Origin of the sequence: Streptomyces fradiae (assembly GCF_041270065.1) — a bacterium.
Classification (GTDB): domain Bacteria; phylum Actinomycetota; class Actinomycetes; order Streptomycetales; family Streptomycetaceae; genus Streptomyces.
Map to the genome: position 1 here is coordinate 3,479,313 of NZ_CP065958.1, position 19,024 is coordinate 3,498,336.

Genomic DNA, 19,024 nt, shown 5'->3' on the forward strand with positions numbered 1-19,024 from the left:
GGACGTTATCGCCCGGGGCCTTCCGTCTCCTCGCCGCCCTCGGCGCCGGCGGGGGGCGGATCGGGGTTGTCGCGCTGGACGATACGGATGGCGTCGTTCAGCGCCTCGCGCTGTTCGGGCGACATCATGCCGAAGAAGGCGACGAGGGCGGCGGCGGGGTTGTCGCTCTGCGCCCAGGCCTCGTTCATGAGCGCGGCCGAGTAGGCGGCGCGGGTGGAGACCGCCGTATATCGATAGGCGCGGCCTTCGACTTCCCGGCGCACCCAGCCCTTCTGATGGAGATTGTCCAATACCGTCATGACGGTGGTGTAGGCGATGGACCGTTCCTGCTGGAGATCCTCCAGGACTTCCCGGACGGTCACCGCGCGGTTCCATTGCCAGACGCGGGTCATGACGGCGTCTTCCAGCTCTCCCAATTGACGGGGCACGGCGCCACCTTAGTGCGAGATCACCGAATATACGTCCATTTATGGATGAAACGCCCCGGGAGACAGCAAAAAGGACGTACGGCCGGGCACTGCCGGTCGTACGTCCTCGGGCGCCGTGACTACGGGGCGGGGGTGCCGTCCTGCTGGCGGGCGGCCTCGGCGCGGGCGAGGGCGGCGTCCACGGCGGCGTCCTCCTTGGCCTTGTTGGGCCCGCCCTGGGTCTTCACGATCACGACGATCAGGGCGATGAAGAAGACCGCCATGACCACGGGGGGAACGAGCGCGGATACGTAGTCCATGGCGTCCAGCGTAGCTATCCGGCGGCGCGTTCTTCGGGCGGGGGCGGGGGTACGGGGCGGCGGCGCGGCGGGAACACCTCGGAGGGCTTGGGCACGGGCTTCTCGCCCGGCGCGGGCGGCTTCGGGGCGTTCGGGGCGGGCTTGGCCGGGCCGGACGGCGCCGGCGGCTTGGGCCGCTCGTCGGCGGCCCGCCCTCCGGGCAGCGCGAGCAGCCGGGCGCGGGGCCGCGCCGTCGCCTGGGTGACCCGGGCGAGCCGGGCCCGGACGGATCGTTCCGCCAGCACCTGGCAGCGGGCGAGCAGCCCGGCGGCCCGCGCGTTGCCCCGGAGCGCCCGGAGCGCGGCGAGGTCGTCGGCCCCGGGGTCGTACCCCGCGGCCAGGGCGTCCTGGAGCAGCTCCAGATAGCCGCCGAGAGACCCGGGCAGGGCCTGCCGGTACCGGACCAGATCGTCGACGAGGAACGCGCGCAGCCGCCCGGCCTCGCGCACGGCCTCGTCCACGGAGTCGGCCAGACGCAGGCAGTCCTGCACGTCGTCGTCCTGAAGGGGGGCAGGGTTCAGCGCGGTGGCGAGCGCGCGTCGGAGCACCCGCAGCTCGTCCGCGCTGAACGCCATGCCGCCGCGGGATCCGTAGGGCGTGGGCATGGACCGACGATACGCGCTAATCGGACAAATCCGCCCCTTCTCGATCTTCGCGGCGGCGGAATCAAGCCGTACGGCGCAACGGGGGTGGCGGGTGCGGCCCTCAGGGCCCGGGGCCCACGCCGGGTGCGGCGTACACCACCCGGTCCTCGGGCGGACTGGTCAGGCAGAGGACGAAGGCCACGCCCGCGGGCGTGCGCGCCCCGCAGGGCGCCGCGGCACGGGCCCGGCCTGCGGCCAGGGCCAAGCGGCGGCCGAAGGCCGCGCCGACGCCGAGCCCGGTCAGACCGGGCGCAGCCTCGCGCGCCCGGCTGCGGGCCCGTCACGCGTGGCCCCGAGGCAGGGCGGACACCGGGCGCGGCGTGCGAGGGCCCCCCGCCCCCGGCCCCGCCTACATCCGCGGCGCGTTGCGCTCGTAGACCAGGCGGAGGCCGATCAGGGTCAGCCAGGGCTCGTGGGCGTCTATCTCCTTCGAGTCGGCGAGGACCATGGGGGCCAGGCCGCCGGTGGCGATGACCGTGACGTCGGAGGGGTCGCCGGTCGGGCCGACGAGTTCGCGCTTCATGCGGGCGACGACGCCGTCGACCTGGCCCGCGTAGCCGAAGACGATGCCGGACTGCATCGCCTCGACCGTGTTCTTGCCGATCACGCTGCGCGGGCGGGCCAGCTCGATCTTGCGGAGCATCGCGCCCTTCACGCCGAGCGCCTCGACGGAGATCTCGATGCCCGGGGCGATCGCGCCGCCCGCGTACTCGCCGCGCGTCGTGATCGCGTCGTACGTCGTCGCCGTGCCGAAGTCGACCACGATCGCCGGGCCGCCGTACATGTCGACCGCCGCCACCGCGTTGATGATGCGGTCGGCGCCGACCTCCTTCGGGTTGTCCGTGAGGACCGGGACGCCCGTCTTGACGCCCGGCTCCACCAGGACCGCCGGCACGTCCCCGTAATAGCGCCGGGTGACCTCGCGCAGCTCGTGCAGCACCGAGGGGACCGTGGCGCAGATCGCGATGCCGCCGATGCCGTCGCTCAGCTCGACGCCGAGCAGCGGGTGCATGCCCATCAGGCCCTGCAGCAGGACCGCCCACTCGTCGGCGGTCCGGCGCGGGTCCGTGGAGATGCGCCAGTGCTCCACGATCTCCTCGCCGTCGAAGAGACCGAGGACCGTCTGCGTGTTGCCGACGTCGATCGTGAGCAGCATCAGGCGTCGACCTCGCGCAGGTCCAGACCGATGTCCAGGATCGGGGAGGAGTGGGTGAGGCCGCCCACCGCGAGGTAGTCGACGCCGGTCGCCGCGTACGCCGCCGCGTTGTCCAGGGTGAGCCGGCCCGAGGACTCCAGGACCGCGCGGCCGGCGACCAGGGCGACCGCTTCCTCCGTCTCGATCGGCGTGAAGTTGTCCAGCAGGATCAGGTCGGCGCCCGCGTCCAGGACCTCGCGGACCTGGTGCATCGTGTCGACCTCGACCTCGATCGGCACCTCGGGGAACTGCTCCCGGACGGCCTTGAAGGCCTCGGCGACGCCGCCCGCCGCCACCACGTGGTTGTCCTTCACGAGGGCCGCGTCCGCAAGCGACATGCGGTGGTTCACGCCGCCGCCGCAGCGCACCGCGTACTTCTCCAGGGCGCGCAGGCCCGGCGTCGTCTTGCGGGTGTCGCGGACCTTCGCCTTCGTGCCCTCCAGCGCGTCCGCCCACGCGCGCGTGGCGGTCGCGATGCCGGACAGCCGGCACAGGATGTTCAGCGCGCTGCGCTCGCCGGTCAGCAGGTCACGGGTGCGGGCGGTGACGCTGAGGAGCTTCTCGCCCGCCGCGACCCGCGCGCCGTCCTCGACGTGCCGCTCGACCTCGAACTCGTCGGTGCAGACGATCGACAGGACCGCCTCGGCAACCCGCAGGCCGGCCACCACACCGGCCTCGCGGGCGGTGAAGTCGGCGGTCGCGACGGCGTCCTCGGGGACGGTCGCCACGGTCGTCACGTCGACCCCGCCGTCGAGGTCCTCCGCGATCGCGAGGTGCGCGATGTCCTCGACCTGCACCGGGTCGAGCCCGGCGTCGGCGAGCAGCCCGGCGAGCGCCGGGTCGAGGCCGCACTCGAACTCGTCTGCCTCGCCGCAGCCGCAGCCGTCGCCGCAGCCGCCCGCGGCCTCGGACTCGGCCGGGACGGCGCTGATCTGGATGAGGGGGACGTCCACGGGCTCCGGACGTGCTTCTTCGGGCGTGGTCACGACTGCGGCTCCCAGGGTGCGTCGACGGTTACGGCGTCGGGGGTTACGGGCGGAAAGTCCGCGCCGGTGGTGCGGTGCACCGCCAGGCGGCGGTCGGGCGTCAGGCGTACGACGAGATGGCGGCGCCAGGCCGCGTCGTCCCGGTCGGGGAAGTCCTCGCGCCAGTGACAGCCGCGGGTCTCCGCGCGCTCACGGGCGGCGGCCACCAGGACCCGGGCCACGCACAGCAGATTGGTGGTCTCCCAGGAGTCCACGCCCGGCTCGGCGGCCTTGCGCTCGTCCTCGGCGCCGCGGCGCAGCACCTCCAGGGCCTCGGCGGCCCCGGCCAGGCTCTCGGCGGAGCGCAGCACGCCCGCGCCCGCGGTCATGGTGCGCTGCACCTCGCGGCGGGTCTCGGGGGCGAGCAGGCTGAGCACCGTGGAGGTGTCGGCCACCGCCGGGCGGCCCTCGCGGTGCGGGCCGTGCGCCGTGATGTCGGCAGCGATCCGCTCGGCGAAGACCAGACCCTCCAGGAGCGAGTTCGAGGCGAGCCGGTTCGCGCCGTGCACGCCGGTGCAGGCGACCTCGCCGCACGCGTACAGGCCGGGCACGGTGGTGCGGCCGTGCAGGTCGGTGCGGACGCCGCCGGAGGCGTAGTGGGCGGCCGGGGCGATCGGGATCGGCTCGGTGACCGGGTCCATGCCGTGCGAGCGGCAGGCGGCCAGGATGGTCGGGAAGCGCTGCTCCCACATCTCGGCGCCGAAGTGCCGGGCGTCCAGGTACATGTGCTCGGCGTCCTGCTCCAGCATCCGGCGCGTGATCGCCTTGGCGACGATGTCGCGGGGCGCGAGCTCGGCCAGCTCGTGCTGCCCGAGCATGAAGCGGACCCCGTCGGCGTCGACGAGATGGGCGCCCTCGCCCCGTACCGCCTCGGAGACCAGCGGCTGCTGACCCTCGGAGTCGGCGCCGAGGAAGAGCACCGTGGGGTGGAACTGGACGAATTCGAGGTCGGAGACCTCGGCCCCGGCGCGCAGCGCGAGGGCGACGCCGTCGCCGGTGGAGACGGACGGGTTGGTGGTGGCGGAGAAGACCTGGCCCATGCCGCCGGTGGCGAGGACCACGGCGGGGGCGTGGACGGCGCCGACGCCGTCGTGCTGGCCCTCGCCCATCACATGCAGGGTGACGCCGGCGGTGTGGCCCGTCTCGTCCTTGAGCAGGTCGAGCACGAGCGCGTGCTCGATGAAGCGCACGCCCCGGTCCCGTATCGCCTCGACCAGGGCGCGGGAGACCTCGGCGCCGGTCGCGTCGCCGCCGGCGTGCACGATGCGGCGGCGGTGGTGGCCGCCCTCGCGGGTCAGCGCGATCGTGCCGTCGTCGGCCTTGTCGAAGTGGGCGCCGGTGGCGATCAGCCGGCGGACCGCGTCGGGGCCCTCGGTGACCAGGACGTCCACGGCCGGCTCGTCGCACAGCCCGGCGCCGGCGACGAGGGTGTCGTCGAGGTGCTGCGCGGGGGTGTCGCCGTCGCCGAGCGCGGCGGCGATGCCGCCCTGCGCCCAGCGGGTGGAGCCGGCGTCGAGCCGGGCCTTGGTGACGACGACCGTGCGCAGCCCGGCGGAGGTGCAGCGCAGGGCGGCGGTGAGGCCCGCGACACCGGAGCCGACCACGACGACATCCGCGTCGATGGACCATCCGGGGGCAGGCGCGTGCAGCCGTATTCCGGTCACTTCACGACTCCGAACGTGAGGGGGATGTTGTCGATGAGCCGCGTGGTCCCCACCCGCGCGGCGACGGCGAGGATCGCCTCTCCGTCGTGGCCGTCCTCGACCTCGGTGAAGTCGGCCGGGTCGACCAGGGCCAGATAGTCAAGGGCGAGCGGCGGCTCGGCATGGCACGCGTCGTCCAGTACGGCACGGGCGGCGGCCCGTACGGCCTCGGCGCCCCGGCCCTCGGCGGCCTGGGCGACCGCGTGGGCGTCGGCGGCGGCGCGGGCCTCGCCGAGCCGGGACAGCGCCTCGGCGCGGTTCTCGGCCCGGCCGGGGTCGCCGAGCAGCGCGTCGGCGCGGGCGCGCAGCGCCGCCTGGGCGGCGAGCCGGTCGCGGGCGGCGAACAGCGCCCGGGACAGCGCGAGGGCGGTGTGGCGCTCCTCGGGCGACAGGTAGCGGTTGCGGCTGGACAGGGCGAGGCCGTCGTCCTCGCGGACGGTCGGCACGCCGACGATCTCGACCGGGAAGTTCAGGTCGCGGACCATGCGGCGGATGAGGGCCAGCTGCTGGGCGTCCTTCTGGCCGAAGAAGGCCAGGTCGGGGCCGGTGAGGTGGAGGAGCTTGGCGACGACGGTGAGCATGCCGTCGAAGTGGCCGGGCCGGGAGGCGCCTTCGAGGCGCTCGCCCATGGGGCCGGCGGTGATCCGCACCTGCGGCTCGCCGCCGGGGTAGACCTCGTCGGCGGAGGGCGCGAAGACCACACTGGCACCGGCCGCGAAGGCCAGCGCCAGGTCGGCGTCGAGGGTACGGGGGTAGCGGTCGAGGTCCTCGCCTGCGCCGAACTGCAGCGGGTTGACGAAGACGGTGACGACGACGAAACCGTCGGCGCCGACCCGCTCGCGGGCGGCCCTGATCAGGGTGGCGTGGCCCTCGTGGAGCGCGCCCATCGTCATGACGACGGCATTGCGCCCGGGCGCGCCGAACCGCGACCGGGCGTCCGCCAGGTCCGCGGCCGTGGGTGCCAGCCCACCCGGCTGGTGGCGCCCGGCGCTCTGCTCGGCGATCAGGCTCATCGGTCGTCTCCTTGCGGCCCGTCGGCGGGTCCGGTCGTGCCGCTGGTTCCGGTCGGGCCCGGCGGGGTGTCGGCGGCGAGCACGCCGAGCAGGTCCTCGGCCAGCTCGGGCTTGAGCAGGCCGTGCGCGAGGGCGCGGTCGGCGGTCGCGCGGGCCATCGCGAGATAGCCGGCGACGGTGCCGGGGGCGTGCTTGTGCAGCTCCGCCACATGGGCGGCGACGGTGCCGGCGTCACCGCGGGCGACGGGGCCGGTCAGGGCGGCGTCGCCGGACCGCAGCGCGTTGTCCAGGGCCGCGCCGAGCAGCGGGCCGAGCATCCGGTCGGGCGCGGACACGCCGGCCGAGCGGAGCAGCTCCATCGCCTGGGCGACCAGAGTCACCAGGTGGTTCGCGCCTAGGGCGAGGGCCGCGTGGTAGAGCGGCCGGTTCGCCTCCGCGATCCACTCGGGCTCGCCGCCCATCTCGATGACCAGCGCCTCGGCGGCGAGCCGCAGCTCCTCGGGCGCGGTGACGCCGAAGGAGCAGCCCGCGAGCCGCTGCACGTCCACCGAGGTGCCGGTGAAGGTCATGGCGGGGTGCAGCGCGAGCGGCAGCGCGCCGGCCCGGCGGGCCGGGTCGAGCACCCGCACCCCGTACCGCCCGGAGGTGTGCACGAGGAGCTGGCCGGGGCGCACCGCACCGGTTTCGGCCAGGCCCTCGACGAGGCCGGGCAGGGCGTCGTCGGGGACGGTGAGCAGGACCAGGTCGGCGAGGGCAAGCACCCGGGCGGGCTCGACCACGGGGACGTCCGGCAGCAGGGCCGCGGCGCGCCTGCGGGAGGCGTCGGAGACCGCGGAGACGGCGACGGGCCGGTGTCCGGCGAGCTGGAGTGCGGCGGCGAGGGCGGGGCCCACGCGTCCGGCGCCGACGACTCCGACGGTGAGCCGGGCGGGGCGGTCCTCGGCGCGGTCCACCTGCGGGTGCCGGGGTTCTGGTGGTGCGTTCACGGTTTCGGGTCGGCCTTCCGTTCCAGTCCTCGGGGGGTACCGGACGATTTCTGGTCATGCTACGCCAGCGTTTCGCGCTCGCCCGTGGCTGTCCACAGGGTGTGGGCGGCGGTGTGATGATCTGCTCATGGAGGATCAGAACGAGACCGAGAACAGCACCGCGCAGGAGTCGGGGCCGGCGTACCGGGCCCGGGTGTGGGGCGGCGCCCCGCGCAAGCTGTGGAACGCGCCGATGGACGGCACCGTGGGCGCGCGGCTTCGCGACCTGGCGGACTGGGCGGACGGCTCCGGCCGCGCCGAGCTGCCCCTCGACATGTACGGCAACGGGGTCGTCGAGGAGCTGGAGCAGCGGGTCGCCGAGGAGCTCGGCATGCCCGCCGCGGCCTTCTTCCCCACCGGGACCATGGCCCAGCAGGTCGCCCTGCGCTGCTGGGCCGCCCGCACCGGCGACCCGGTGGTCGCGCTGCACCCGCTGGCCCACCCCGAGGTGCACGAGAACAACGCCTTCGCCGCGGTCAGCGGCCTGCGCACGGTCCACCCCACCGACGAGCCCCGGCTGCCCACCGCCGACGAGGTGCGCGACCACCCGGAGCGCTTCGGCGCCCTGATGCTGGAGCTGCCGCTGCGGGACGCCGGCTTCGTGCTGCCCGGCTGGGACGAGCTGGTCGCCGTCGTCGACGCGGCACGCGAGCGGGACGCGGTCGTCCACTTCGACGGCGCGCGGCTGTGGGACTGCCCGACGCACTTCGGGCGCCCGCTCGCGGAGATCGCCGGGCTCGCCGACAGCGTGTACGTGTCCTTCTACAAGTCCCTCGGCGGCCTGTCCGGCGCCGCCCTCGCCGGACCCGACGAGCTGATCGAGGAGGCGCGGATCTGGCGGCACCGGTACGGGGGCCAGGTCTTCCAGCAGTACCCGGCCGCGCTCTCCGCGCTGCGGGGCCTGTCCGAGGAGCTGCCCCGCCTCCCCTCGTACGTCGCCCACGCGCGCGTGGTGGCCGCCGCCCTCCGCGACGCCCTCGCGGAGCCGGGCGGCCCCGGCTGGTTCCGGGTCCACCCGGAGGCCCCGCACACCCACCAGTTCCAGGTCTGGCTCCCGTACGACGCCGACGCCCTCACCGCCGCGGCCCTCGCCCAGGCGGAGGAGACGGGCACGACCCTCTTCCGCCGCTGGTTCCCCGCCCCCGCGGGCGGCCCGCCGGGGGTCGCGGCGACGGAACTGACGGTGGGCGGGCCCGGCCTCGCGTGGACGCCGGCCGATGTGCGCACGGCGGTACGCGACTTCCTGGGGCGGCTGTAGCGGCGCCCCGTGCCGGGGCCTGGGCCTCCTGGGCCTGGGGGCCCAGCCCGAGGGCGCCGCGCTCGTGGTGCGGGTCCAGGCGCAGGGGGCGGAGGCGCCGCCGAGCGCGCCGTCCCGTGTGCCCACCCGTCCCGCCCCAGCGGGACGAATGCCCACAACGGGAACGGCGGGGCGGCCCACAACGAAGCGGCGCAAGGCCCACAGCGGACGGGAAGCCGCCCACAACGGGACGAGGCATCAGGCCTGGGCAGAACCCCCGGCGGGAGTGGGGGGTGTGCAGGGGGGCGACGTTCGGGACGTGAAGCGTGATTTGTGGCGCAGGATGTGGGGCGTTCAGGGCTCGTCGGAGCCGACCGCGCCGTAAATCATGCAGTCCCGAATGCGCCCACCGGAGCGCCCCCCACGCCACCACCGCACCACCGCCCGCAGCACCGCAAGGTCACCCGCTCCCGGCACCGGCAGCGCGGGGCTCCCGTGCTGCGCGGCGCGGTACGTGTCCAGGGCGTGTTGCTGAAGAGCGTTCATGAGGTCACCGTGCGGCCGGGGACAACCGCGGCGCGCGCCGATTGACGCGGGTCGTCAAACGGCGCGACAGCACCCGCCAGGGACCCCGCACCATAGGGGGGTGAGCGTGACCATCGACATCACCGGACTGCCGCCCGAGCGGATCACCTTCTGCCCGTCGCCCCTGGCCGAACTCGCCAACGCGCTGCACGCGCTGGCCGAGCCGGCCCACCACGCCCGGCTGCACGCGTGGACGACGGCGACCTCCGCCGCGCTGAAGCCGGAGCTGGCGGACCGCCTCCTGGAGGCCGACTTCATGTGGCGGTCGACGCGCTCCGACTTCCTGATGCCGGCGCAGCCCCGGGAGACCCTGGCGGAGGAGCTGGACGACCTCGACCGGATGGACGACGAGACCTTCGTGGGCGCGGCCCTGGAGATCTCGTGCAGCACCAACCACTACCCGAAGGGCCTGCCGTCTCCGCTGGTCGACGCCTGGTCGCGGCGCCGGGCGCTGGATCTGGCGGCGGCGCGCGGCCCGCGCCAGGCCGCGTTCGTGGAGCGGATGCTCGCGGATCCGACCGCCACGCGCGCGTGGATCCGGCGCCTGATGGAGGACTGCGAGGACGCGTTCTTCGGCGACACCTGGCGCCGGGTCCGCGTCCAGCTCGCCGCCGACGCCCGGCACAAGACGGAGCTGCTCCGCCGCAAGGGCCTCGCGGAGGCGCTGACGGCGGCGTCGCCGGCGCTGAGCGTGGAGGAGGACGAGCACGGCGGCCGCCGGATCGTCGTGGACAAGCTGGTCATGGGCCGCACGGAGGCCCGGGGCAGCGCGGTGACGCTGCTGCCGAGCGTCTTCGGCTGGCCGCACCTGTTCGCGCTGTACGCGCCCGGCTGGCAGCCGGTGATCCAGTACCCGGTGGCCGCCCAGGAGGTCGGCGGCACCGAGTCCGTGGAGACGGTGCGGCTGCGCCTGGAGGCGCTGGCGCACCCCATGCGGATGAGCCTGTGCCGGAACCTCTCGCGCAGCGCGTACTCGACGAGCGAGCTGGCGGACGCGTACGGCATCACTGCGCCGGAGGTGTCCCGGCACCTCTCGCTCCTGAAGAAGGCGGGGCTGCTGACCACGCAGCGGCGCGGCCGGTACGTGCTGCACCAGCTGGACTTCTCGGCGGTCGCCCGCCTGGGCAGCGACTTCCTGGAGTCCGTACTCCGCTGACCGCAGCTAGTCGAAGCGGATGTGGGCAAGACCCACCCGCATCCGCCGCAGCCGGTGCCGCACCCGCCCGTCCGTGTTCGCCGCGATCGGCAGTCCGGCAAGCCCCGCCACCCGCTCGGCGACCTGCGGCACGGTCAGCTCGTCCGTACGGATGTGGTCGGCGAACTCCGGGCCCGCGAGCCGCTCCAAGCAGCCGTCCAGCTTCCGTACGGCGAAGCTCTCGCGCTTGAGCCCGCGCCCGAGGCCCCGCTCGCTGAGCCGCTGCAGAACCCGCTCCCGCTCCGCGAGCAACGCGAAGTGCCGCACCCGGTCCGCGCCGTGCGCGTCCCGCAGCCGCCCGACGACCTCGGCGAAGTACGCGGGCTCGACGAGCGTCATGGGCACGATCACCGGCCCGTCGCGGTGGCGGCGCAGTGCCAGGTCGAGCACCTCGTACACGCCCTGCCGCCAGGCCGGCAGGTCCTGGAAGTCCCCGCGCAGCGCCTCCGGCAGCGTGCGGTGCAGGCCGAAGCCGATGTGCTCGGGGTCGCAGACGACGCTGCCGGGCAGCCGGCGGCGCAGCTCGTACGCCGTCTGCGTCTTGCCGCCGCCGAACGGCCCGTTGATCCACAGCAGCAGGCCGGCGGGCACCTCAGCGGCCCCCCGCCCCTCCCGCCCGCACCAGCCCCGTCTCGTACGCCAGGACCACCACCTGCACCCGGTCCCGCAGCCCGAGCTTCGTGAGGATGCGGCCGACGTGGGTCTTCACGGTGGCCTCGGAGAGCACGAGGCGGGCGGCGATCTCGCCGTTGGACAGGCCCTGCGCGACGAGCAGCATGACCTCGCGCTCGCGGTCGGTGAGCTTGTCCAGGTCCTTGTGGCCGGTGTCCTGGCCGCTCGACGGCAGCATCGGCGAGAAGCGGTCGAGGAGCCGGCGGGTGGTGGACGGGGCGACGACGGCGTCGCCGCTGTGGACGGAGCGGATCGCGCCGAGCAGCTCGGCCGGCGGCACGTCCTTCAGCATGAAGCCGCTGGCGCCCGCCTTGAGCCCGGAGAAGGCGTACTCGTCGAGGTCGAAGGTGGTGAGGATCAGCACCTTCGGGGCATCGGGCGCGGAGCAGATCCGGCGGGTGGTCTCCACGCCGTCCAGCTTGGGCATGCGCACGTCCATCAGGACGACGTCGACCTCGGTGCCGCGCAGCGCCTCCAGGGCCTCGACGCCGTCACCGGCCTCCGCCACGACCTCCATGTCCGGCTGGGCGGCGAGCACCATGCGGAAACCGGTGCGCAGCAGCACCTGGTCGTCGACGAGCATCACGCGGATGGACATGCAATGACTCCTTAAGAGTCGTCAGTGGGCGGGCTTGAGGGGGAGCAGGGCACTGATGCGGAAGCCGCCGCCGGGGCGCGGGCCCGCGTCCAGGGTGCCGCCGACCATGCCGACGCGCTCGCGCATGCCGATCAGGCCGTGGCCGCGGCCGTCGGCGCCGCCGTCCTCGTACATCTCCTGCGGCGCCCCGCGCCCGTCGTCCTCGACGAGCAGGCCGAGGCCGTCGTCGAAGTAGACGAGCCGGACGCTGGCGCCGACGTCGGGGCCGCCGTGCTTGCGGCTGTTGGTGAGGGCTTCCTGGACGATCCGGTACGCGGTGAGCTCGACGCCGCTGGGCAGCGGGCGCGGGGTGCCCTCGACCTTGAAGTCGACGGCGAGGCCGGCGCCGCGGACCTGCTCGACGAGGTCCTCGATCTGCTGGACGTCGGGCTGCGGCACGTACTCCCCGGCCTCCTGGTGCTCGCCGGTGCGCAGGATGCCGAGCAGCCGGCGCATCTCGGCGAGGGCCTGCCGGCCGGTGGAGGAGATGGTCTCCAGGGCCTGCTTGGCGGTCTCGGGCGAGGAGTCCATGACGTAGGCGGCGCCGTCGGCCTGCACCACCATCACGGAGACGTTGTGGGCGACGACGTCGTGCAGCTCGCGGGCGATCCGGGCGCGCTCGGCGGCGACGGCGACCTTGGCCTGGGCCTCGCGCTCCTTCTCCAGGCGGGAGGCACGTTCCTCCAGCTGGGCGAAGTAGGCGCGGCGGGTGCGCAGGGAGTCGCCGAGCACCCAGGCGAGGGCGAAGGGCACGGTCATGATGACCGTGAAGAAGATCTTGGCGGCGGAGGACTCCGCGCCGTCCTCCAGCGGCCAGCGCAGCTGGGAGAGGGTCGCGGCGCTCAGCCCGCCGGCGAGGGCGAGCCGGGAGGCCCAGCGCGGGCCGTCGTGCGCGGCGACGGTGTAGATGATCACGAGCATGGCGAAGTCGGCCATGAACGGCACGAGGCCGAAGGCGAGCTGCGCGAGGCCGAGCAGCACCGTGAGCACCAGCATCTTCTCCGGCATGCGCCGGCGCAGCGCCACGACCAGGGAGAGCAGCGCCGCGACGACGGCGTACGCCGCGGGTCCCCCCTCGCCGGTCCCCGTGGTCCCCGTGGGCTTCGAGGCCACCCACAGCAGGGAGAACCCGAAGAGGACGACGGCCCAGAAGGTGTCGACGCCCGTCGGGTGTCTGCGGAGGAAGTCGTAGAGGCGCTGCACGTGACCCAGCGTAGGGAAAGCGGATAGGTGCAGGGGTCAACCGTGGGGGCGATCCTTCCGCTCCGGCCCCTACTCCCCAAGGTGGAGACTGGGGCACGTGACGGACGAGACGGGTGAATCGCAGGGGCGGTGGCCGGGGTGGCTCGGCTGGCGGGAGGCCATGGAACGGGCCCTGTACGGCCCCGGGGGCTTCTTCCTGCGGCCCGAGGGACCGGCCGGGCACTTCCGGACCTCGGTCCACGCCTCCCCGCTGTTCGCGGGCGCGGTGGCCCGCCTCCTCGTCCGGGTGGCGGAGGAGCTGGACACCGACGAGCCGGTGTTCGTGGACATGGGCGCGGGCCGCGGCGAGCTGCTCACCGGGGTCCTCGCTGCGGCGCCGTCCGACCTGCGGATCCGGGCGTACGGGGTGGAGCGCGCCGCCCGCCCGGCCGGCCTGGACCCGCGGATCACCTGGACGGGGCGGGTCCCGGAGGGCGCGCGGGGACTTCTCTTCGCGAACGAGTGGCTGGACAACGTGCCGGTGGACGTGGCGCAGGCCGACGAGGACGGCACGGTGCGGTACGTGGAGGTCGACGCGGGCGGTACGGAGCGGCTGGGCGCGGTCGTGACCGGCGCGGACGCGCGGTGGCTGGCGCGCTGGTGGCCGCTGCGGGAGCCGGGCGAACGGGCGGAGATCGGCCGGACCCGCGACGAGGCCTGGGCGGCGGCGGTCGGCGCGCTCGCACCGGGCAGCACGGCGGTCGCCGTCGACTACGCGCACCTGGCCCCCGCCCGGCCGCCCTTCGGCACCCTCACCGGCTTCCGCGGCGGGCGCGAGGTCCCGCCGGTGCCGGACGGCAGCCGGGACCTGACCGCGCACGTGGCCCTGGACGCGTGCGCGGCGGCGGTGCCGTACGCCATGCCGCCCGGCTCGGGCGCAGGCTCGGGCTCGGGCACGGGCGCAGGCACGGGCTCTGGCACCGGCCTCGGCACGGGCGCGGGCGCGGGCGCGGGCTCCGGCACCACCCGCACCACGGACACCACCTGCACCACCGGCCTCGGCTCCAGCACCGGCTCCGGCACCGCCTCCGGCACCAGGCTCCTCACCCAGCGCGAGGCGCTGCACGAGCTCGGCGTGACCGGGACCCGGCCGCCGCTCGCGCTCGCCACCACCGACCCCGCCGGATACGTCCGCGCGCTGGCCGCGGCGGGCGAGGCCGCGGAGCTGACGGCCACCGGCGGCCTCGGCGACTTCCGGTGGCTGGTCCAGCGGGTGCCTGACAGGGAAGGGTGACCGCGCGAGATACTGACCGCATGACGGAGACCACGGTCGGCATCGGCGGCGCGGCGGAGAGCACCGACATGGTGCTGAACATCGGGCCGCAGCATCCCTCCACGCACGGCGTGCTCCGGCTGCGCCTGGTCCTCGACGGCGAGGTGATCCGGGAGGCCGAGCCGGTCGTCGGGTACATGCACCGCGGCGCGGAGAAGCTGTTCGAGGCCCGGGACTACCGGCAGATCGTGATGCTGGCCAACCGGCACGACTGGCTGTCGGCGTTCTCCAACGAGCTCGGGGTCGTCATGGCCGTCGAGCGGATGCTCGGCATGGAGGTGCCGGAGCGGGCGGTGTGGACGCGGACGCTGCTCGCCGAGCTGAACCGGGTGCTCAACCATCTGATGTTCCTCGGCTCGTACCCGCTCGAACTGGGCGGCATCACGCCCGTCTTCCACGCGTTCCGCGAGCGCGAGGAGCTCCAGACCGTCATGGAGGAGGTCTCCGGCGGCCGGATGCACTACATGTTCAACCGGGTCGGCGGCCTGAAGGAGGACCTGCCGGCGGGCTGGCTGGGGCGGGCACGGCAGGCGGTCGCGGACGTGCGGTCGCGGATGGACGTGTACGACCGGCTTGTCCTCGGCAACGAGATCTTCCGCGGCCGGACCCGCGGGGTCGGCGTGCTGCGCCCGGAGACGGTGCACGCGTACGGGGTGTCCGGGCCGATCGCCCGCGCCTCGGGGGTCGACTTCGACCTGCGCCGGGACGAGCCGTATCTCGCGTACGGGGAACTCCAGGACGTGCTGCGGGTGGTGACCCGGACCGAGGGCGACTGCCTGGCCCGCTTCGAGTGCCTGCTCGACCAGACCCACAACGCGCTCGAACTCGCCGACGCCTGTCTGGACCGGCTCGACGCGCTGCCGCAGGGGCCGATCAACCAGCGGCTACCGAAGGTCCTGAAGGCGCCGGAGGGCCACACCTACGCCTGGACCGAGAACCCGCTCGGCATCAACGGCTACTACCTGGTCTCCAAGGGCGAGAAGACGCCGTACCGGCTGAAGCTGCGCTCGGCCTCGTACAACAACATCCAGGCGCTGGTGGAGCTGCTGCCGGGGACGCTGGTCGCGGACATGGTGGCGATCCTCGGCTCGCTGTTCTTCGTGGTCGGCGACATCGACAAGTAGCGCGAGCGGGCACGAATGCGGAAGGCGCCGGTGGATGATTCCACCGGCGCCTTCTGCGCTGCCTTCGGCGTTACGGCCGTTACGAGCTGACCGCGCCGCGCAGCTCCGCCACGTCCAGCTGCTCGGTCTCGTCGTGCGCGGTCAGGTCGATGACCTGGCCGACCGCGCGCTGCTCCAGGGGGCGCGGCGTGGCGGCCGCGAGGACCTCCTCGCCGACGACGTCGGCCAGGTCCGTGTCCTGGACGGCCTCGATCGCGGCGGCGGCCTTCTTGGCGCCGATCGCGGGCTGCGTGCTCTGGGTGCCGAAGTAGTCGAAGTTGCCGGTGGGGCGGGCCGCCCGGCGCGCGGCGTACGGGACGATCGCGGCCGCGGCGGGCACATGGCGCATCGCGGGGGCCTTGGTGTGGTCGGCCTCGTCCTGCGCGGGCTCGGGCGCGGCCGCGGGCGCCGGTACGGGAGCGGCTTCCGCCTGCACTTCCGGCTCCGGCTCGGGGTCGGCCTGCTCCTCCGCCTCCTCGTCCGTCCCTCCCGCGAGCTTGCGCAGCGCCTCGGCGGCACGGCGGTAGGCCTCGGGCGTCGGCGTGGAGCCGGCGGCCGGGAGTTCCTTGACGGCGCCGGAGGCCGCGGCGGAGGACTCCAGGGCGAGCATGCGGCGCCCCTCCAGGGCGCTGGCGCGCTCGGTCTCGGCCGTGGCGTAGCGGCGGAGCAGGTCGGCGTGCTCGGTGCGCAGACCGGCCAGCTCGACGCGCTTGGCGCGCAGCTTGGCGTCCAGGCGGGTGCGCAGCTCGCGCGACTCGTCGAGGTCGGACTCCAGCTCGGCGATCCGCTCCTCGTGCTTCCACTGGTCGGCGGTGCGGGCCCGGTCGAGCTCGGCGACCTGGCGGCCGGCCTCGCGGTCCCAACTGCGCATGAGGACGGCGCCGGTGACGGCGGCGGCCGCCGCGGCCGCGACGAGCAGCCGCAGCACCACGGGATCACCGAGCAGCCAGGCGCCCGCGGCACAGACGACCGAAGCCCCGGCGACCGCGGAGGGCGGCAGGAGCTTGTGCAGGGGCGGGGAATGGCGGTGGCGTCCACGTGGCATGGCCTGAAATTTACCGTGCGTAGGCGCGGTATGGGGGGTCGCCCCGGCAATCTCTTGGCGAGTTCTCGCCGTCGCCGCCCCGGCCCGTCGCCTTTACCCGACGGGCCGGGCCGACTCCGCTTCTCCCGGGCCTACTTCTTGAGCAGCCCCTTCGACTCCAGATAGTCCTTCGCGACGTCCTCGGGCTTCGCCCGCTCGGCGTCGACCTTGCGGTTGAGTTCGGCGAGATCCGCCGTGCTCAGGACCTGGGTGATCTTGAAGAGGGCGGCGGCTATCTCCGGCGATCCGGCGTCCTTGGCATTGACGACCGGCAGCACGTTGTCCGCGTTCTGCAGCTTCTTGTCGTCCTGCAGGAAGACGAGTCCGAAGGACTCCACGGTGGCGTCCGTGGTGGTGGTGAGGACGAGCTGGTCCACCCCGTCCTTGACGGCCTGCTTGGCCTGCGGGGTGCCGACTCCCTTGGGGTCGACGCCGGCGACGTCGATGCCGTAGGTCTTCTTCAGACCGGGCGCGCAGAAGGGGCGGATCTCGCATTCGTCGCCGGCGGCGATCTTCACCTTCAGCTTGGCGCGGCCGAGATCGGAAAGCGTGGTCAGCTTGTTCTTCTCCGCGAATTCCCGGCTCACGGCGAAGGCGTTCTGGTCGACGGCCGCGCCGAACGGCAGCACCTTCAGTCCGCGCGGCTCGGCGAGCTTCTTCAGGGCTTCGGTGGTGGCGGCGGGGTCCCCGGAGGCGACCGGCCGCTCCTCGGGGGCCTTCGGCCCGTTCGCCTTCGCGTTGAGGAATTCGGCGAGCGTGGCCGCGTATTCCGGTACGACGTCGATCTCGCCCTTCTCCAGGGACGGTTCGTACAGCTCGCGATTCTTCACGGTGGTGACGCTCGCGGAGTATCCGGCGTCGTCGAGCACCTGGGCGTAGAGCTCGGCGAGCACCTTGGCCTCGGTGAAGGCGGCCGCGCCGACCACGACCGAGCCCTTCCCGCCGCCCCCGGCCCCGCTCCCGCCCTGCCCGCCGCCGGCCTTGGAGTTCTCCAGGCTGTCGCCGCCCCCGCACGCGGCGAGCGAGACGGCCAGCGCCATCGCGCCCAGTGCCGCCCCCGTGCTGCGCAAGGTCCTGCTCACAAAGATCATCCCTTCGGTCCTGCGGTCGGTCCTGCGGCCGGTCTTCCGACCGGTCGTCCGGCGCGGCCGAGCAACCGGTCCGCCGCCACGAGCAGCCCCTCCACGAGAAGGGCGAGCAGGGCCACGAGCACGGCGCCCGCGACCACCTGCGGTGTGTTGTACGTGTTGAAGCCGGCGGTGATGACCCGGCCGAGGCCGCCCTGGCCGACCATCGCGGCGATGGTCGCGGTGGCGACCACCTGGACGGCGGCGGAGCGCAGTCCGGTCATCAGCAGCGGCCGGGCGAGGGGCAGTTCGACCCCGCGGAACAGCTGCCCGCCGGACATGCCCATGCCGCGGGCAGCCTCGACGACGGCCCGGTCCACCTCCCGTACGCCCACATAGGCGTGGGTGAGCAGCGGGGGTATCGCGAAGAGGACGAGCGCGACGACCGTCGGCACGTATCCGGCGTTGCGCAGCGGCGACACCATGAAGAGGGCGAGGACCGCGAAGACGGGGACGGCCCGGCCCGCGTTGGAGACGTTGACCGCGAGCGCGCCGCCCCGCCCGAGGTGGCCGAGCCAGAGGCCGAGGGGCAGGGCGACGGCGCAGGCGAGGAGCAGCGCCGTCCCGCTCACGTACAGGTGCTCGGCGAGCCGGTGGCCCACCCCGTTCTCCCCGGTCCAGTGGGCGCCGGTGGTGAGCCAGGTCCAGGTGTCCGCGAAGACCCCCATCTCACCCACCCCCCGCCGCGGCCCGGACCCGGACCCGGGTCCAGGGGGTCAGGAGCCGCTGGAGGCCGAGCAGCAGCAGGTCGGCGGCGACCGCGAGGAGCACGCACAGCACGGAGGCGGCGAGCACCTGGGCCTTGAAGAAGGTGGGCAGGGCGTCCTCGATGAGGTTGCCGAGGCCGCCGCGGCCGACGACCGAGCCGACGGTGGTGAGCGCGATGGTGGAGACCGTCGCCATCCGTATGCCGGCCATCAGGGCCGGGAGCGCGAGGGGCAGTTCGACCTCCCAGAGCAGCCGGCCCGACCCGTACCCCATGCCTCGCGCCGCCTCCCGGGTCTCGGCGGGCACGGCGGCGAGGCCGGCCAGGACGCCGCGGACCAGGATGGTCAGCGAGTAGAGCACGAGGCCGGTCACGACGAGCGCGGTGGACAGCCCGAGGAAGGGCAGGAGCAGCGAGAACATCGCGAGCGAGGGGATCGTGTAGAGCAGGGTGGTGAGGCCGAGGACCGGACCCGCCCAGCGCGGCCGGGCGCGCACCAGGAGCGCCAGCGGGAAGGCGACGAGCAGGCCGAGCAGCACCGACGCCGTGGTGATTCCCACATGTTGGACGGTGGCGTCGGTCAACTCCTGGGTGCGGGTGCGCAGATACTCCCCGCAGATCCAGTCGTTCGTCACCAGGCAGTTCGCCGTGGCCATGCGCACCCCCTCCCCCGCGCGTTTTCGCACTTCTGTCTGGCGACCCTAACCCCCGGCACTGACAATGGGTGAGAAT

Annotated in this window: 19 protein-coding genes; 4 read left to right on the top strand and 15 right to left on the bottom strand. The window is 74.1% G+C overall.

Translation table 11 applies throughout. The features are described from left to right. Positions 1–5: 5 nt before the first annotated feature. From JAO84_RS15655 to JAO84_RS15690, 8 genes are all read right to left on the bottom strand, one after another. A complete protein-coding gene (locus JAO84_RS15655; protein ID WP_370413443.1) occupies positions 6–428 on the bottom strand; it encodes a BlaI/MecI/CopY family transcriptional regulator in 423 nt (140 codons plus the stop codon). Between the two features lie 119 nt (positions 429–547). Further along, on the bottom strand, positions 548–727 hold the full coding sequence (locus JAO84_RS15660) for a hypothetical protein (protein ID WP_370413444.1): 180 nt from the start codon (positions 725–727) through the stop codon (positions 548–550). A 14-nt stretch (positions 728–741) separates the two neighbouring features. Beyond that, the gene (locus JAO84_RS15665) at positions 742–1,341 is read right to left on the bottom strand and encodes a hypothetical protein (RefSeq protein ID WP_370416773.1); all 600 of its coding nucleotides are present in this window, start codon (positions 1,339–1,341) and stop codon (positions 742–744) included. Between the two features lie 418 nt (positions 1,342–1,759). Then, positions 1,760–2,566 (bottom strand): type III pantothenate kinase, encoded by an 807-nt coding sequence (locus tag JAO84_RS15670; protein ID WP_265865344.1) that lies wholly within the window; start codon positions 2,564–2,566, stop codon positions 1,760–1,762. Continuing rightward, positions 2,566–3,591, bottom strand: coding sequence for a carboxylating nicotinate-nucleotide diphosphorylase (nadC, locus tag JAO84_RS15675; RefSeq protein WP_370413445.1), 1,026 nt, complete (start codon positions 3,589–3,591; stop codon positions 2,566–2,568). Before nadC ends, JAO84_RS15670 begins: the two co-directional genes overlap by 1 nt. After that, complete coding sequence (locus JAO84_RS15680; RefSeq protein ID WP_370413446.1) at positions 3,588–5,294, bottom strand: L-aspartate oxidase; 1,707 nt, start codon at positions 5,292–5,294, stop codon at positions 3,588–3,590. The genes nadC and JAO84_RS15680 overlap by 4 nt, the downstream gene beginning before the upstream one ends. After that, positions 5,291–6,346, bottom strand: a complete 1,056-nt coding sequence (gene panC / locus JAO84_RS15685) for a pantoate--beta-alanine ligase (protein ID WP_370413447.1) — start codon at positions 6,344–6,346, stop codon at positions 5,291–5,293. The genes JAO84_RS15680 and panC overlap by 4 nt, the downstream gene beginning before the upstream one ends. Further along, positions 6,343–7,332 carry a Rossmann-like and DUF2520 domain-containing protein gene (locus tag JAO84_RS15690; RefSeq protein WP_370413448.1) on the bottom strand — a complete coding sequence of 330 codons (990 nt, stop codon included), beginning with the start codon at positions 7,330–7,332 and terminating at the stop codon, positions 6,343–6,345. Before JAO84_RS15690 ends, panC begins: the two co-directional genes overlap by 4 nt. Positions 7,333–7,459: 127 nt before the next feature. On the opposite strand from JAO84_RS15690, the gene JAO84_RS15695 reads away from it, so the two are divergent. Further along, positions 7,460–8,629, top strand: a complete 1,170-nt coding sequence (locus JAO84_RS15695) for a low specificity L-threonine aldolase (RefSeq protein WP_370413449.1) — start codon at positions 7,460–7,462, stop codon at positions 8,627–8,629. A 625-nt stretch (positions 8,630–9,254) separates the two neighbouring features. Beyond that, positions 9,255–10,349, top strand: coding sequence for a DUF5937 family protein (locus JAO84_RS15700; protein ID WP_370413450.1), 1,095 nt, complete (start codon positions 9,255–9,257; stop codon positions 10,347–10,349). Positions 10,350–10,355: 6 nt separating this feature from the next. On the opposite strand, the gene JAO84_RS15705 is transcribed toward JAO84_RS15700, so the two are convergent. Genes JAO84_RS15705 through JAO84_RS15715 form a run of 3 tightly spaced genes read right to left on the bottom strand, consistent with a single transcriptional unit; the run spans position 10,356 to position 12,900 of the window. After that, positions 10,356–10,967, bottom strand: coding sequence for an AAA family ATPase (locus JAO84_RS15705; RefSeq protein ID WP_370416774.1), 612 nt, complete (start codon positions 10,965–10,967; stop codon positions 10,356–10,358). A gap of 13 nt (positions 10,968–10,980) precedes the next feature. Next, positions 10,981–11,658 (bottom strand): response regulator, encoded by a 678-nt coding sequence (locus JAO84_RS15710; protein WP_370413451.1) that lies wholly within the window; start codon positions 11,656–11,658, stop codon positions 10,981–10,983. 21 nt (positions 11,659–11,679) lie between these two features. Next, on the bottom strand, positions 11,680–12,900 hold the full coding sequence (locus JAO84_RS15715) for a sensor histidine kinase (RefSeq protein ID WP_370413452.1): 1,221 nt from the start codon (positions 12,898–12,900) through the stop codon (positions 11,680–11,682). Positions 12,901–13,060: 160 nt separating this feature from the next. On the opposite strand from JAO84_RS15715, the gene JAO84_RS15720 reads away from it, so the two are divergent. After that, on the top strand, positions 13,061–14,173 hold the full coding sequence (locus tag JAO84_RS15720; protein WP_370416775.1) for an SAM-dependent methyltransferase: 1,113 nt from the start codon (positions 13,061–13,063) through the stop codon (positions 14,171–14,173). Between the two features lie 20 nt (positions 14,174–14,193). After that, positions 14,194–15,336, top strand: coding sequence for an NADH-quinone oxidoreductase subunit D (locus tag JAO84_RS15725; RefSeq protein ID WP_370413453.1), 1,143 nt, complete (start codon positions 14,194–14,196; stop codon positions 15,334–15,336). A 79-nt stretch (positions 15,337–15,415) separates the two neighbouring features. Here the strand turns inward: JAO84_RS15725 and JAO84_RS15730 are convergent, their stop codons facing one another. From JAO84_RS15730 to JAO84_RS15745, 4 genes are all read right to left on the bottom strand, one after another. After that, positions 15,416–16,420, bottom strand: coding sequence for a hypothetical protein (locus tag JAO84_RS15730; RefSeq protein WP_370413454.1), 1,005 nt, complete (start codon positions 16,418–16,420; stop codon positions 15,416–15,418). 131 nt (positions 16,421–16,551) lie between these two features. Beyond that, positions 16,552–17,550, bottom strand: coding sequence for an ABC transporter substrate-binding protein (locus JAO84_RS15735; protein ID WP_370413455.1), 999 nt, complete (start codon positions 17,548–17,550; stop codon positions 16,552–16,554). Next, positions 17,547–18,254, bottom strand: a complete 708-nt coding sequence (locus JAO84_RS15740) for an ABC transporter permease (protein WP_370413456.1) — start codon at positions 18,252–18,254, stop codon at positions 17,547–17,549. The genes JAO84_RS15735 and JAO84_RS15740 overlap by 4 nt, the downstream gene beginning before the upstream one ends. A 1-nt stretch (position 18,255) precedes the next feature. Next, complete coding sequence (locus tag JAO84_RS15745; protein ID WP_370413457.1) at positions 18,256–18,948, bottom strand: ABC transporter permease; 693 nt, start codon at positions 18,946–18,948, stop codon at positions 18,256–18,258. Between the last annotated feature and the right edge of the window lie 76 nt (positions 18,949–19,024).